General features: G+C 45.8%; 12 protein-coding genes and 1 pseudogene. 1 reads left to right on the top strand and 12 read right to left on the bottom strand.

The features are described from left to right. Positions 1-31 precede the first annotated feature (31 nt). From H509_RS27555 to H509_RS0106895, 7 genes are all read right to left on the bottom strand, one after another. Positions 32-199 carry a hypothetical protein gene (locus tag H509_RS27555; protein WP_157277507.1) on the bottom strand — a complete coding sequence of 56 codons (168 nt, stop codon included), beginning with the start codon at positions 197-199 and terminating at the stop codon, positions 32-34. A gap of 263 nt (positions 200-462) precedes the next feature. Further along, positions 463-1,179, bottom strand: coding sequence for a lysophospholipid acyltransferase family protein (locus tag H509_RS0106920; protein WP_028544447.1), 717 nt, complete (start codon positions 1,177-1,179; stop codon positions 463-465). 141 nt (positions 1,180-1,320) lie between these two features. Next, positions 1,321-1,629 (bottom strand): hypothetical protein, encoded by a 309-nt coding sequence (locus H509_RS0106915; protein ID WP_028544446.1) that lies wholly within the window; start codon positions 1,627-1,629, stop codon positions 1,321-1,323. Positions 1,630-2,043: 414 nt separating this feature from the next. Continuing rightward, positions 2,044-3,969, bottom strand: a complete 1,926-nt coding sequence (locus H509_RS0106910) for an FtsX-like permease family protein (protein ID WP_028544445.1) — start codon at positions 3,967-3,969, stop codon at positions 2,044-2,046. Beyond that, the gene (locus H509_RS0106905; RefSeq protein ID WP_028544444.1) at positions 3,944-4,714 is read right to left on the bottom strand and encodes an ABC transporter ATP-binding protein; all 771 of its coding nucleotides are present in this window, start codon (positions 4,712-4,714) and stop codon (positions 3,944-3,946) included. Before H509_RS0106905 ends, H509_RS0106910 begins: the two co-directional genes overlap by 26 nt. Positions 4,715-4,879: 165 nt before the next feature. After that, positions 4,880-5,863 carry a sensor histidine kinase gene (locus H509_RS0106900; protein ID WP_028544443.1) on the bottom strand — a complete coding sequence of 328 codons (984 nt, stop codon included), beginning with the start codon at positions 5,861-5,863 and terminating at the stop codon, positions 4,880-4,882. Next, complete coding sequence (locus H509_RS0106895; RefSeq protein ID WP_028544442.1) at positions 5,860-6,561, bottom strand: response regulator transcription factor; 702 nt, start codon at positions 6,559-6,561, stop codon at positions 5,860-5,862. Before H509_RS0106895 ends, H509_RS0106900 begins: the two co-directional genes overlap by 4 nt. Before the next feature lie 207 nt (positions 6,562-6,768). On the opposite strand from H509_RS0106895, the pseudogene H509_RS24500 reads away from it, so the two are divergent. Then, positions 6,769-7,269: pseudogene (locus tag H509_RS24500) on the top strand (MBL fold metallo-hydrolase); the annotation flags it as partial. A 215-nt stretch (positions 7,270-7,484) separates the two neighbouring features. Here H509_RS24500 and H509_RS24495 read toward each other — a convergent pair. The 5 genes from H509_RS24495 to H509_RS0106865 form a co-directional block, all read right to left on the bottom strand. Then, the gene (locus tag H509_RS24495) at positions 7,485-9,533 is read right to left on the bottom strand and encodes a peptidoglycan D,D-transpeptidase FtsI family protein (protein ID WP_084159106.1); all 2,049 of its coding nucleotides are present in this window, start codon (positions 9,531-9,533) and stop codon (positions 7,485-7,487) included. 370 nt (positions 9,534-9,903) lie between these two features. Then, positions 9,904-10,710: an adenosylmethionine decarboxylase gene (gene speD / locus H509_RS0106880; protein WP_028544441.1), complete on the bottom strand. Its 807-nt coding sequence runs from the start codon at positions 10,708-10,710 to the stop codon at positions 9,904-9,906. 202 nt (positions 10,711-10,912) lie between these two features. Continuing rightward, complete coding sequence (locus H509_RS0106875) at positions 10,913-12,118, bottom strand: VWA domain-containing protein (RefSeq protein WP_028544440.1); 1,206 nt, start codon at positions 12,116-12,118, stop codon at positions 10,913-10,915. Between the two features lie 2 nt (positions 12,119-12,120). Continuing rightward, positions 12,121-14,616: a DUF5682 family protein gene (locus H509_RS0106870; RefSeq protein ID WP_028544439.1), complete on the bottom strand. Its 2,496-nt coding sequence runs from the start codon at positions 14,614-14,616 to the stop codon at positions 12,121-12,123. Continuing rightward, on the bottom strand, positions 14,613-15,740 hold the full coding sequence (locus tag H509_RS0106865; protein ID WP_425414223.1) for an AAA family ATPase: 1,128 nt from the start codon (positions 15,738-15,740) through the stop codon (positions 14,613-14,615). Before H509_RS0106865 ends, H509_RS0106870 begins: the two co-directional genes overlap by 4 nt. Positions 15,741-15,742 lie beyond the last annotated feature (2 nt).

Raw genomic sequence — 15,742 nt, 5'->3', positions numbered from 1 at the left:
GTGAGGAATGTGGTATCACCCTATTTATGCACTACTCTTGCCAACAGAAGCAATCCAACCATACGATATCCCCGACATAAAGGTTCACCCCGATCCGTGTAACATCGTCGTTCGCTTGATTTCCATAACGATAGCCACCTTTGTTAACGGAACTACCTGTTATACACCAAGACGCCCGCCCCCTTTCAAACGCCTTCATTATAAGGCATGACAAGTTGAATAAAAAAACTATTTTTACCAGTCTGAATTATTGTTCATCAACAAGCTTTCCCATATCAAATGCTATAAGGATGTATTCGTAACATCCGCAAAAAAACTCCCGTTACCTATCTTCAACAAGACAAGTGTACGGGAGCTGGTTCAGCCTATTATTCACATCGTTCGACATGCAACATATAACATTCAACATGCAGCGTTCAGCACTCAGCACAACGATGGCTCATGACACTAAATACATACCATTCAGGTTGCCTGCACAATCAGCTCTTTAATTTGCTCCGGTAAAGCTGCGGTGTCTTCTTTCGTAAGACCTGCTGTTGGTACAGGCGGCAATATCGTAACTTTTACGGTTGCCGGACGAATCCAATTCCCGTTTGCCTCCATCAATTTATAGGAGCCGTTAATACGTATAGGTACAATTGGAGCTCCTGTCTTCGTAGCTACGCGAAAACCTCCACTTTTGAACTCGCCGATCGGATCACCTTTGCTGCGTGTCCCCTCAGGAAATATAACGATAGAATGACCGTTCTTCACCAATTCAGCAGCTTCATTTAAACTATTCATCGCTTGTCGCACATTTTTCCGGTCTACAAAAATACAGCGTAAATACTTCATCCATACTCGGATAAATGGCAGCTTGGTCAGCTCTACCTTCGCCATCAACGCCTTAGGCGCTCCGATATGACCTAACATTATCGGCACGTCAAAGTTGCCTTGATGATTTGCAATAAAGACCGCGCCTTCCTTCGGGATATGTTCAAGTCCCTGAACCTGCACCTTAGCCCCCGCAACGCGTAGCAGAGAACGTGCCCATCGCCCTACCTGCTTAGCTGTATAGGCATCAAGCTCTGCAAACCGTCCCTTTCGATATAAGGCATTCGCTTTTAACATGCCAGGAATCAAAAACAATAAATACAGCCAAAAATAAATAAACCAAATCAGTGTTCGTATGAATTTCATGATGCGAATCCTTTCACATGGGATAAAGTTATGCTCAGTATAGCATGAAAACTGGTTGTCTAGGCATAGTAGTCCAAGTACCATTTGTAGAAAAAAAATAACCTCCACCAAGGGAGGTCGCCTGCCAATTCAGATGTGGTTCTATTCCACGATCTTAATCTTGAACACCGTGTCGAGCTTCGTACCCAGTCGTTTCTTAAGCGGCACCTTAATATCTCTTCCCAGCTCTTTAAAGAAAGTTTCCACATCACAATTCACTTGCTGCGCCACTACTGTTAGTACGCCCTCTTCAGTAATGTTCGCGTTAGCTTCAACAGGAACGATAATTTCGATATCATACTTTTTAGTGAGCGTATTGCTGTACCGTGTAAATATTTCAATCAATTCTTCATTGTTGAAATTCTCAATCGCCACTTTGCCTTTATTGGTAAAGATTAAATTAATTTGCACGTTTACATGTCTCCTTTTCTGATAAACCATATTTTGTACTCGAAGAATGATCTAGTTGATCTCCTGGTTCTTTACAAAGAAAAGGTTACTCATCAGCAAGGACTCCTAACGGTTGCTTAATCCAAAGCAGCGTCCTGTAGATATGACTTTGTATTAGTAATGAAAGGAGTTGAACTCTCTATATCATACCATAAACCGCGCCACTGTGCGAAAAGTAACTGAAGGTACTTATAACCACATGTGAATACTCCGGATAACACCCCGATTTTACCCCTAAAAAAATGAAGAGCCACCACCTTATGTATATAAGCTGATAGCTCCAGTATTGGCTTTTTTTAGGTCTTTTATCCTGATTATACAGCGATTTATAACTTTTGCACCGCCCCATGCACCTGTGCGGAAAACCTATACGTTTTATACAGCGTTCTGTCGCAAATGCTGCAAATAACGCCAACGGATCACGATAAAGTACACGATTTGAATCGAGACAAAAGATACAAAAATGATAATGGAGCCTTCCAATACGGAATAATCGACCAATTGCTGAAGCGCAGTGAAAGCTACACTACTATGAATAAGCGCCATCACAATAGGCAAAAAGAACATTAACCATAACTGACGGCTTATGATTTGATGCAGCTCCTTGTTTGTTAAACCTAGCTTGCTGATCATCTGATACTGCTGTCGGTCGCGCTCCAAATCCGTATAAAGTCTAAAGTACAGAAAGCTAGCCGCAAATGTAAAAAAGACAACCCCCACCAACGTACTGACAATAAATAGGATACCGTTCTCCTGCTTGGAGGAAATCCAATTCAATACTAATGCTGAAAAATAATAGCTGCCGTTATTATAATCATTCCCGATAGTTTGTGCCAGTTGATTGGAAACCTCTTTTGATTTCTGCCAGCCTGGCACAGCAAACAAATAACGCTTCGTCTGCGCTTCCTCGTTGGCAGCTGCTTCTCCCATTAAAATTTTGTACTTTGCATCTGTGATCACGATCGTTTTTCCATACTCAGGCAACATAATGTAAGGAACTGCTTTTTGAATTTTTATCGCCTTCTCTACGTTATGCTCCGTGATCATCTCTTCATTTGGATATTGTCCCCGTTCATAGCTAGTCTTCTCCGTCACGTTTGAAGGCAGTAGAATAGCCTCATTGTCGCTCGATAATGATTCGGTCGGACGACCTAACGCCAGTGCTAAGCTGTTATAATCGGTTAAATGAATTACGCTTACCCCACTGCCTGTATATAAGGGAGCAGCCGTACCTAATTTATAACTAAAACCTGAAGCTGTAAGCTCTTCTTTGATCAAATCGACATGTTCTTTTTCCAGTTTATTGGGAAGATTGGATACATAGGTGAACGCATACGGGTTTTCCATTTCCTCTAATCCCGGGTCTGCAATCGCAATGCAAGTGCCAATGCCGGTAAAGGCTACGGCAGATATAATCGAGATCATAAAAAACATCGTTGCGTTGTCTTTCATACGATAAGCTAGCTCCGAAATCGTGACCATATTCGTTCTTTTTAGAAATACAGATTCCTTTTTACGTAAGGAGTGAATCACGTATACGCTTAGCTGTGTAAATAAGAAATACGTTCCTACTACAACAAGCATCACCCCCGTTGTTAACAGCAGCAAGGAGAACACGCGCCAAATTACGAAATAAAACACGGTACAGTAACCAGCCAAAATAAAGACAACGGCAAGCAAGGAGAGCCAAACGGAAGCTTTTGGTTCCGGCTTAGGCTTCTCTTCGGATTTTAATAAGTCTACCAAATTTCCAACCTTAACTAACCGGGAAGTAAAAAAGGAAACGACTAAAAACAATGCGGTAAAGGCCGCTATCGTAATCCAAATTGCATGCACTGGAAAGTAAAAGGGGAGCCCTTTGTCAATGTAGAGTACTTTAGCGCTCATTAATAACACAAGCTTGGCAAAAACTAGCCCCGTTACTATTCCCGCCGTTATGGCCGCGCCGCCGATCATCATATTTTCCGTAAATACAAGACGGTGCAGCTGCTTATGTGACAGCCCGTGAACCATCAAAATACCAAATTCCCGCTTGCGTGTCTTCAAAAACGCACTAACCGAATATAAACAGAAAAAGAATGAAAAAATAAAGATCAAGTACTGCGATATATTCATCCCCATCGTCGCTAGGTGACTCATCGTATCGCTTGTCGAAGCAAGCTCACCTTGCAGGTTCGGGTGGAACAGCAGCAATGCATACACAAAAAATACCATAACCGAAAACGAGCTGCTTAAAAAATGAGCGAGATATATCCGTTTGTTACGTATGACATTATTAAACGCGAACTGTTGAAAAGTCATGACGATAACCCCCCAGCAGCGATAACACGTTAATGATCTTCTGATAGAATACCTCACGATTGTCACCACATGTGATTTCGTTGTGGAACTGTCCGTCCTTTATAAAAACGACACGATCGCAGTAACTCGCTGCCATAGCGTCGTGCGTCACAAGCATCATCGTTGCTTGCTCTTCTTTGTTCAGCACCGTCAACAGCTCCATCACATCTCTAGCCGCTTTGGAATCCAGATTCCCCGTCGGCTCATCCGCCAGCACCAGCTTCGGCTTATGGATCAGAGCACGGGCAATCGCTGTTCGTTGGGCTTGTCCCCCCGATATCTCAAATGTACGTTTGCCAAGAATATCACCAATCCCTAATTTTCCAGCCACCTGTTCTACCCGAGTATGCATTTCCGCAATAGAGGTGCCATCCAGTGTTAATGGCAGCAAAATGTTCTCCTTTACGGTTAATGTGCTAAGCAAATTAAAAGACTGAAACACAAACCCAAGCTCACGCCGACGAAATAAGGCCAACTGATCGGGTTGCAGTTGATGCGGGTTCTGCCCTTCTAAAATGACCTCTCCTGATGTGGGTTGATCTATCGTGGAAACCAGATTCAGCAAAGTGGTCTTGCCGCTGCCGGACGGGCCCATAATACCTACAAATTCCCCCTTGTTAATGGACAAGTCGATGTTGGACAAAGCCGTATATGGAATTTTCTCGTTATAAATTTTACTTAGCTCACGGACCTTTAATATCTCCATGTCTTTATTCTCCTTTCCCTGCTCCACCTTATGTATCCCATTGTAATCCAACTGTTTTCAGCTTCATATAAGGCTGCCTTTCGTGTATCTTACACCTTTGTAAGCTAGTTGATCCGCCCTCTCCCGTAAAACGAAAAAGACGATAAGCCTTCATCGCTCATCGTCTTAATGTAAAGCATAAGGAAATACGATCTGGACAGTCGTCCCGACACCAGACTCCGACTCCAACCTAATCTCATGATTCAAACGCTCCAACACTTCTTGCACGAGGTATAGTCCCATACCTGTTGACTCTTTATAAGCTCTGCCATTCTCGCCTGTAAAGAAAGGCCGAAATACACGCGGCAAATCAGACTTCGGAATGCCGATTCCATGATCCTTGATCTCAAGAATTACTGCTCGTTCTTCTGCAAAAGCCGATACGGTCACTTTCTCGCGGCTCCCTGCGGAGTATTTAATCGCATTCGACAGCACCTGCTGTAAAATAAAGCGCAGCCATTTCGCATCCGTCTCCACCACAAATCCGGCATCCACCATAATCTCAGGGTACACGAAACTCCGAATAAACGACCGTTTGTTGTCTTGGATAACTTCATTGACCAGTTCGCGCAGTTCGACTTTATCCACTTGAAAATCTTGTGCAAATGTCTCTAATCTGGCCATATACAACACCATTTCAAGCCCTTGACGCAAACGATCAGTTTCTTCCCCGATACTTTCAAAGCGGGTATCATCTGCGTCCTGCGTTATTAATTCAATGACAGATAACGGTGTCTTCATCTGATGCACCCATTGATTCATAAATGTAAGGTGATCCTGTTGCTTGCGTTCCCATGACTTAAACTGCTGCTGATGATATCGATATTGTGTTGTCAGCACTTCATTTAGCGCCTTTGGGAGTGGAGCCGTGCTGTTATTCTCAATAATGGACACAATTTCTTGAGGACGCGATAGCCGCTGGTACAAATCACGGTGGCTGACATATCGATAAACCAAATAGACAAGGAGCAAGCATAATCCTAAAAATATGGCGTAAAAGGCTGTTGGGAACCGATCATAACCGTCAAACCAATAGACAAGCAGCATCATAAAGGATTGAAGGATCGAAAAGCAGACAAGTGGAATATGATCTCGAATAAATAGTCTCATCCTTCTGCCTCGTCCTGCCACGTCACATTTAATCGATAACCGTAACCTCTAACCGTCTCCAAACTATCTTCAATATCAAGCTCTAGCAGCTTTTTCCGCAAACGCGTAATGTTTACACTTAACGTATTATCATCCACATAATTATAGTCGTCCCATAACTTATCCAAAATCGCCTCTCGACTTACGATGCGTGGACACTGCTTCAGCAGCGTCTCCATAAGCAGCGTTTCCTTCCGTGTCAGTACAGCATGCTTGTCCCTCAATCGCAGCTCCATCCGTTCGGGATACAAGATCATCCCGAAATGCTCAATGACCCTTTCCTTCGTAGCATACTCGCCATATACACGGCGAATTTGGCTCCGAATTTTAGCCATCACGATCTCATAGTGAAAAGGCTTCGTAATATAATCATCTGCACCACTTTCCAGTGCTAGCACCTGATCCATCTCCCCGCTGCGCGCGGAAATAAAAATAATCGGACAGGTGGATATGGAACGGATTTGCCGACACCAATAATATCCGTCATAGCTCGGCAAGTTCACATCCAGCAGCACAAGCTGCGGTTGTACCTCCTCGAACGTGTGCAGCACTCGTTGGAAGTCTTTAATAATAATCCCTTCATCGCCATACTTCACAATGTGGGATTGCAGCAATTCGGCTATTTTGGGATCGTCCTCTACAATTAATATGTGGTTCATTGTTCTTCACACTCCTTACACCCTGCACGCCTGAATTTACATCATAATGGAAACCCTTTACCTGAACACTTTAACATAATTAAGAATGTAGAGACAATGAAGCGCTAGTTGAAGCATCCGTATCTTTTTAGGGCCCACGTTCGTTTACAAAGTAAGTTCGAAAAAACACCGGAGAGCACGCACTTAAAAATACGGAGGTCAGATACGATGGAAATGGCAACTGGAATTGAAATGCTTCGCTTAAATTTTCATGGGCATTTGATTCACCCTGTTCTTCTATGGGATCAAGAAATGGCTATTCTAATAGACACAGGATTCCCAGGACAAGTAGAAGATTTGCGTGCAGCAATGGAAAACGTAGGCGTGTCGTTCGAGAAACTAACAGCTGTCATTTTAACGCATCAGGATGTGGATCATATCGGAAACCTTCCTGAGATCGTGCAACAGTGTGGGAATCATGTGAAAGTATATGCACACGAACTGGATAAGCCCTATATTCAGGGGGAGATCCCCCTTTTAAAAGATTGTCACCTTGACAATCCCCCAAAGGGAAAAGTGGATTACACCTTACACGATGGTCAGGAGCTGCCGTTTTGCGGCACAATTCGAATCATCCATACACCTGGGCACACCCCTGGACATATCAGCCTGTATTTGAAGCAAAGTAAGACGCTTATTGCTGGTGATTCAATGTACAGTGTAAATGGGAAAGACCAGATATTAAAACTTAATCAGGCGTTAGGAAATGAACGTCTTTGAGAACAGAAGTTGAACATTTGTAAATTCATAATAAAACCTCCCATAAAACCTATTTATTATAGGTTATGTAGGAGGTTTTAGTCGCTTTCTCTTTTATGAAGCCTATCCTCTATTAAGTAATTGTGCACATATACTCATTTAAAAGGACACGTGGCGCAGCTCCATCAACGCGTAGGTGACGTCGTTGACGTTTGCTCCTTATCTTTCGCTTTCACCTGCATTTTTTGAAGCTTCGGGATGCCGTCCAGCCCATACACTTCGTCATAAGCGTCAAAAATTTGACGTGCAATCGGCGCTGCTCCATAGGAGCCATAGCCGCCTTCCGGCACAACGACGGCAACCGCCAGCTTAGGTTTGTCGGCTGGTGCGTAGGCAATAAACACCGCATTCTCAAGCCGTTTTCCACCAACGTCTTGTTCCGATGTCCCTGTCTTGCGATAAAACTTATACGGAAATCCTTCGAACCCTTGCGCCCCCACCTTAAGCATTGCCCCCTCGATTACGCGCCAATACCGCTCATCGAAGTGTGTCTCATTTAGCACTTCCCGACCAAATGTCTTTACAACCCGGCCATTACCATCAACAATCTTGCTAACGAACTGGGGCTTGATCCGCTTGCCGCGATTAGCGAGCGTCGCCGTATACTGTGCAAGCTGTAAAGCCGTATATTTTCCTTGTTGACCAAATGAAGCATACACCAAGGCAGATTGAGCATTATTACGCTCGGCTTCAACCATATAATCCTTCATGCCTCCCGATTCTAGCGGCAGTCCGCTCCCTGTCGGTACCCCTAGACCAAAGGCATCCATGTAAGAATCCCAAATTTGCAAACCATTTTTACCCTTTCTCTCCTTCATTCGATAAAGGCGTTTCCCTATCATATCTACCATAAAGGCATTTGAAGAGCGCTCTAAAGCCTGTGCAGGGCTAATTCTCCCCCAAGCCCGATTGCTGGCGTTCCACACATTTCGCTCATAACCGCTGCGGCCAAACTGGGCGTATCCTTGATCCGAGTAAGTATCATCAGGGTCGAACAGCCCCTCCTGCATCCCGATAAGCATCGTTAACGGCTTCATAGTAGAACCTAAATATACTAGTGAATTTGCCCTCCTCATCCGTTCCTTGTCATCGGCATAAGGAGGCTGTACTTCACGTATAGCACCATTTCCTGTAGAAAACTTCGTTAACTCGTAGTTTTTGATACTAATTTGCCCATTTTTCCATACTTTCGGATCGTAGTCAGGCATACTTGCAATCGCAACCACATTACCCGTATCAACCTCCATGGCCACCGCATAACCCGTTCTGGCATGCGGTGCGTGTTCAAACTTATTCGAGGAAGTACGCAGCTTGGATAAATGCTCCATGATCGACTGCTCGGCACGAAGCTGAATACTTTTATGTAGTGTCAAATATAAATCACTGCCGCGTTCTGGCTTGTTTAGTTCCATCGCTCCAATAATTCGTCCCGCTACATTAACAGGGAAGGTTTTAACACCATTAAGGCCGCGAAGTACATCCTGATACATTAACTCTATACCATCAAACCCAACGTCTTCATAATCCAAATAACGTTTTTCCGTAGGCATGTCCTTGCGCTGCTGATATATTTTCTTATAATGATTGGAGCTTTCACGAACGCCCTTAAATTTCTTTAAATAACCAATGGTTTGTACAGCAACCGTGTCGTCGTCATAATTGCGCACACTGTCTTCTACGACCTCTATTCCCTTAAACTCTGGGCGATGCTCCATCAAATAAGCGATCTCTTTTTGATTTAACCCTGTCTTAATTAGCCTTGGCACATATACAAAGTTCAAAGCCCCTTCTAAATCCATTTTATTAACGATAAGTTCCGTCGTTAGCTGCTCATTGGAGGGATCCCCTAGCTTCGCAAATACTTCAGCCAATTGCTGTGCTAACGTATGAGCCTCCTTGCGGTTAGCTGCCTGTAACTCTGTTAGCTTCGCTTTTTTCGGATCACCATAATTTTTCTCTATATTAAAATAGAGAGATTGCGTTGAGGTCGAATAAGCAAGTCTGGTATTGGACGCATCCCAAATGGTGCCGCGCAGCGGAGGAATAGGGACCTCGCGGTAGCCCAGTTGAGCTTCCTGAGCTTTTAAGCTTGGGCCCTCAACAAACTGTAATATGGCAAGCCGTACAATTAACACAGTAAACAGCATAAACGTAACAAAGAAAAACGCATTCATCCGAATCGATAACTGGCGCTGTCTAAGAACTCCATTCTTCTTAGGATCGTCCTCCTGCACAAGCTTCAAGACGTTCACATCCTCCTGTAATTTCAAGTTATAGGACAGAACTATGCCGATACATGATGAGATATGACCAATAGCATAATTATATCAAAATTACACGAATTGGTATATCATTCCATAGGGATATTATATGGTTTGCTCATCATCAAATACGAAAAGCTCCAGACAAATGTCTGGAGCGCATATGATTTTTACCCTTCAGCTTTGCAAAGCACCGAATTGCAGCGGGTAAGCGGGTTCTTACCCACCCTACTTGATCAGCCTAACCTTTTCACCATTCAAACCAAGTCCTGACAAATGCCACTTAATAAATATTTTTCCCATAGAAGATCTCATCCATCTCCAGCTTCAGCCCATCAGTAATCTCCTGCTGCTCCTCCATACTTAACTTATCCTTAGTATAACCAAACAAGTAATTGTTCAGATCAAAAGCTTTGAGCTTGCATTTGGTGTGAAAAATATTTTCCTGATAGACGTTCACATCGATCATGTCAAACATCTGTTTGACCTCTTCCGGAATGTAATTTTGAATAGAATTAATCTCATGATCGATAAACAGCTTATGCCCATTAATATCACGCGTAAATCCACGTACACGATAGTCGATCGTCATAATATCTGTATCAAAGGAATGTATCAAATAGTTCAGCGCCTTTAATGGCGAGATTTCCCCACATGTGGACACATCGATATCTGCTCGGAATGTACTGATCCCCTCGTCCGGATGATACTCTGGATAGGTATGCACCGTAATATGACTTTTGTCCAACTGTAACACCACATTGCTTGGAAGCGGACCAGGTGATTCCTCAAAAGATTCGGTTGGCACTTCCACAACAGGTCCTTCTGATACGAGCAACGTAACACTTGCCCCCTGCGGCACATAATCCTGTTTCGCCGTATTTAGGACGTGTGCTCCTATAATATCGGACACTGTATTTAAAATGCTGGTTAGTCGGTCAGCATTGTATTGCTCATCGATATATTCGATGTACGCCTCCCGCTCTTCCTTGGTCTTCGTGTAACAAATATCGTACATATTAAAGCTTAACGATTTGGTTAAGTTGTTAAATTCGTGCAGTTGGATGCGCTGGTCCGGTGTTAATTTCATATTGGTCCCCCTCAAAGCAAATGTCATTATAGGTTTACCCATCGGAGGGAATAAAAAACATGAGAACATACGCAAATAATGACCTGCAATCATACCTACTCGCCTAAAATTAACGTAAAAAAAGGAGAGCAGACCGCTCTCCTTTAAATCATATATTTTATTTAGCACGTGCCTTCACAAGTCGGATTGCCATACTTTCTGCTTATTCCGGCTTCGTTCCAACTCGTTTCGCCAGTTCAAACAAATCTAGCCCTTTCAGTGCTCCCTCTACCAATTCAGGCAGCAAGGAAGGGGTACACGCAAAACAAGGAGTTCCATCACGCGACAGCAGCTTGGCAAGACGTTCATCGTAGAAAGGTTGTCCCCGATCAGATAAAGCAAGCAGGCACATCGTTCTTACCCCTGCTTCACGAAGTTCCCGCATGCGCCGGATTAACGCAGATTGATTTCCGCCCTCATATAAATCGGATACGATAATAAAGAGTGTCTTCTTCGGCTCCTCGATAAACTGCTCACAATAAGCAACTGACTTATTAATGTCTGTTCCCCCGCCAAGCTGTACACCAAACAACATATCAACAGGATCATTTGCGCATTGTTCAGTCAAATCAACCACTTCTGTGTCAAATACAACAACTCTTGTATTCAGCGCCGGAATACTTGCGAAAATGGAGCCGATGACAGAAGCCCAAATGACCGACTCCGCCATTGATCCACTCTGATCGATATCTACAATGACCGTCCACTCGTTGCTGCGCCGCGCCCGATCGAAAAAGTAGAACTTCTCCGGTATAATCTGACGCCGTTCCGCATTGTAATGCTTTAGGTTGCGCTGGATCGTTCGCTTCCAATCCATACCGCTGACTGAGGGAAGCGGTGTATGCTGCCTGCGATTAAGTGCTCCGGTCACCGCTCTGCGGATATCATTTTCCAACAGCTTCACAAGATCATCTACGAGCGCTTGGACAAGTGCACGAGCTGTATCTTTGGTCTTTTCCGGTATTTTTCCTTTAAGTGACAACAACGTGCCGACCAGTTGAATATCCGGCTTTACTTTCGCCAGCACCTCGGGTTCAAATAGGAGCTGTTTCCAGCCCTTGCGCTCCATTGCATCATGCTGAATGATGGAGACGACGTCCTCTGGAAACAAGGTGCGTACATCGCCAAGCCATTTAGAGAGCCTTGGTGCTGAACTACCCGATCCTGCGCCTTTGCCGCCTGCCGTTGATCCACTACTACCAGTTGTTCTTTCATTTGTCTCGTCATAGATCGCCGCCAGTGCTTGATCCATAATGATTTCTTCTTCCGTTAAGCCCACTGCACTACATTCAGCTAATTGCTGCTCTACGGCCTGCCCCAAAATAAGCCGCCAACGGGATACGACCCGAGAATCCACTGTTGTACTCATCGTTAAAAGTCCTCAAAGTCAAAATCGTTCAGCTCATCTATCATTTTGGCTTCGCCCTCCTTCAGCTCACCTGTCAGCACTTCGGCTGCGGCTTCTGCATGGACACCCCACAATTCGCCCAGCAGCTCTGCTATCATCGTCTTCTCACGAGATGCAAATGTACTGAATGCTCTGCGCAAGAAGACAAGCGCACGAACAAACTCGGCGTCATCAAGCGATTCAATATAGTTATTCAACTGTTCCCATAAGCTCATTCGTGACAGTAGTGCATATCGATTGCGCTGGGACAGCCCTTCGAACCAGCCCGCTCCCAAGTCTGCGGGCACGCCTGGCGACAGGCGTCGTGTCACTTCAGTGGAGCATTGCTCTACTGTGATTGCATTTCGCTCCATCAGGATAGCACAGGCAAAACCGGACAGCCTCGGATTCCGGTCATCCCGCGCTGCCAGATGCTGTAGTTCCCGCAGCCATAAGGAATCATCCACATGTTCGTGATGGTCCAAAGCTACACTGTTCATCTCGTTCATGGCTGTGCACATTGCATTGGCGGCTTCGTCGTTGCAGCCGCTGCTATCGAGCAAAAACAGACATGCACGCGTAAACAATTGCTCAAGCAGCGGGATTAACGGTGCCGTGTCTACTCTCCGAATGTCACCATAACTGATGATGGTAGACAAATCTCGTGAAGCAGCCGCAATTTGCACCACATCTCGGCTATCTGCTGCCAGATGCTGCAAATTTTGACGTGCTGCTTCCATCTGTGCCAGCATGCCGCACTCACATGCTGTTCGAATCAGATGTGAGGCTTCGGCAATCGAGCCGCACTTATCTAATTTCTGCTGGAGTACATGCGCCGCAGCAACTTCCACCGTCTCACCAAGCAATGTGGATTCAACGACTTGTATCTCCACTTCTGGCGACCACTGTATGACCCAATGCTCTGCCCATGTGGCCCGATCCTGTCCGCTTGGCTGTTGCTTCGCCAACGTAATGCCAAGCAAATTTAGCCGATGGAGCAGAAAAGATCGGTTTAGGTCCAAAAATGCAGCTTCCTCGGTAGTCACACGGCGGTTCTCACGCAGATCAAGAGCTAGATCCGTTGCTACCGCCGTCTTATATTTATCAAGCTTTAAGCGCTTCAGCAATCGGTTCAGATCATCTTGAATCGGCGTCTGACTCACCCCTTCGGCCAAGGAGCCTATCGCCGTGCCTACATCTACTCGTGCCAATGTATCTGCCACGACGGACAATTCGCCTCTGCCAAGCAGCGTCTGCGCGGCATCCCGCAAATCACGTAATGTCGGGGCGCTGCCCCCATGAAGGGCTGCAAGCGCCTCCGCCAATCGTACCGCCTCAATCACTTCAGCGGTAGAGCGGTGCGTTCCGGCGTCCCGCATCCCTCTTGCCACCGTTGATAAATAATACTGTGGCAGTTCATCCAGCGAATCCGATCTCATCTGGTGCCACATCATCTCATAATAGTTTGGTGCGTTGTTTCCCGCACCATAACCAGACATAGATGACAGCTTATAATAGGAGTAAGGCATCAGCGTAAGCTTGGTGCTGCGCCGAGGCAATGCTTTTAGTTCCGCATCCGTCATCGCATCCGTCAGATCCACTAGTGCTGAGGCATGATAGGCACCACATACGACTACGATCTTGTGAGGGTCATGCCCTGCCGCAATCGTCGCTATAATCTGCCTGCGCATATACGCTTCCCGCACAGCATTATAAGCATATTCCCTTTGCTCATAACGCTGCTCGCTTGCTTCTGACAACTCTCGCATCTGAACAGAAAAAGCTAATATCGCTTTTTGATAAGCCCCCGCATTCAAATTGTGCTCGTAATTTCGTTCCCAATACATATCGTAGTCGTGCTCTCCAGCCAACTCAGCAATGCGGCTGTAGATAGAGCGCTCTTCGAATACAGCTGCCTCCGTCGTGTTAGCATCTGCTTCCGTCACGGAGCGGTTCTTCATCACCTGTCGTTCTGTAGCTTCCGGCTTATGATCTTGCTGCTCCTGCTGCGTATGTTGTTGTTCCAAACCTTGTACAGACTCTTGTTGCGTATGTTGTTCTCCTGTCTGCTGTTCTTCTGGCTGTTGTGCTTCCTCTTGCTCAGCGACTTGTGCTCCAGCGCCCTTTTGCAGCCGAAGCTCTTGCAAACCAAGCGTAACATCAGCAGGCAAATCAATAAAAGCAGCCAGAGCGTCGTGTTCCTGTGCCCATTTCATCGCCTGGTATTCTGGCGAATAAGCGGCGAAAGGCCACAATACAGTCCGAACGGGCAGATCGTCCGTAAATGCTAATATCGCCACAGGAGGTTGAGTTGCGGCATGGGTGAGATGCCGCATCTCCGCTGTCGCATCAGCAGGGCCTTCGATCAGTACAGCCGTAGGCTTAACCTCTTGCAAGTAATCGAGCAGGTGCTTGGCTCCGCCAGGCGACAGATGCCGTACACCAAATATATGTACAGCTCCCTCTGAAGTCACGCTCACTCGTTCATCTCCTTGCACGCCGTATATAAGCCGCGCCATTCAGCACCGCGCTTCTTCATTACGTTGTCGAGATATTCCTTCCACACCAATTTATCCTTTACATCATCCTTAACGATCGCACCTTGAAGACCGGCAGCCAAGTCCTCATCCGTTAGCTCCCCACTTCCGAAGCTCGCAGCAAGTGCCATACTGTTCGTCAGGAGCGAAATAGCTTCCGCTGTTGAGATTACCCCTGCTGGTGTCTTCACTTTCTCCTTCTTATCAATCGTCATGCCACTGCGCAGCTCACGGAAAATGGTCACTACCTTAATAAGCGCCTCATCCGCTGGTACAGCAGCTTGAAGATCATAAGACGCGGCAATCTCACGAACACGCTTCTTCACAATCTCAACTTCCGTGTCCATATCCGAAGGTGTAGGCAGCACAATAATATTAAACCGGCGCTTTAAAGCAGCCGACATTTCATTTACACCGCGGTCCCTCGTATTAGCCGTTGCAATAATCGAGAAACCTTTGCGTGCACTTACTTCGCGGCTCAGCTCAGGCACAGAAACGGTCTTCTCAGATAAAATAGAAATTAGGGCGTCCTGAACTTCCGATGCGCAGCGGGAAATTTCCTCAAACCGTGCGATTCCACCGGCCTCCATTGCCCGCATGATCGGACTTTGTACAAGCGCTTCAGGAGTAGGTCCGTTCGCCAAAAGCATGGCATAATTCCATGAATAACGGACGTGTTCCTCGCTCGTGCCAGCCGTCCCTTGCACAACAAGTCCAGAATTACCGTAGATGGCGGCACACAAGTTCTCAGACAACCACGATTTGGCGGTGCCAGGCTCGCCAATCAGCAGCAATGCACGATCCGTTACCAGTGTGGCAATTGCCATCTCAACTAACCTTTTGTTCCCCATATATTTAGGCGTAATAACGGTTTTCCCCGCCTTACCACCAACAATAAACGTTAGCACGGACTGCGGCGACATCTGCCAACCGGCTGGTACCTTGCCTTTATCTGCTTTGCGCAGTGCCTCAAGTTCTTCCTTATACAATAGTTCCGCAGGAAGTCGCATCATTTCCTGGTTCTCTTGTCGTGCAGCCATTGGCTCATCTCCCTTTACGCTCTCCATTT

It is taken from the genome of Paenibacillus taiwanensis DSM 18679 (assembly GCF_000425125.1).
In the GTDB taxonomy this organism is placed as follows: domain Bacteria; phylum Bacillota; class Bacilli; order Paenibacillales; family Paenibacillaceae; genus Paenibacillus_B; species Paenibacillus_B taiwanensis.
The sequence above is the reverse complement of the archived record's forward strand: the minus strand, read 5'-3'. Positions and strand labels throughout refer to the sequence as shown.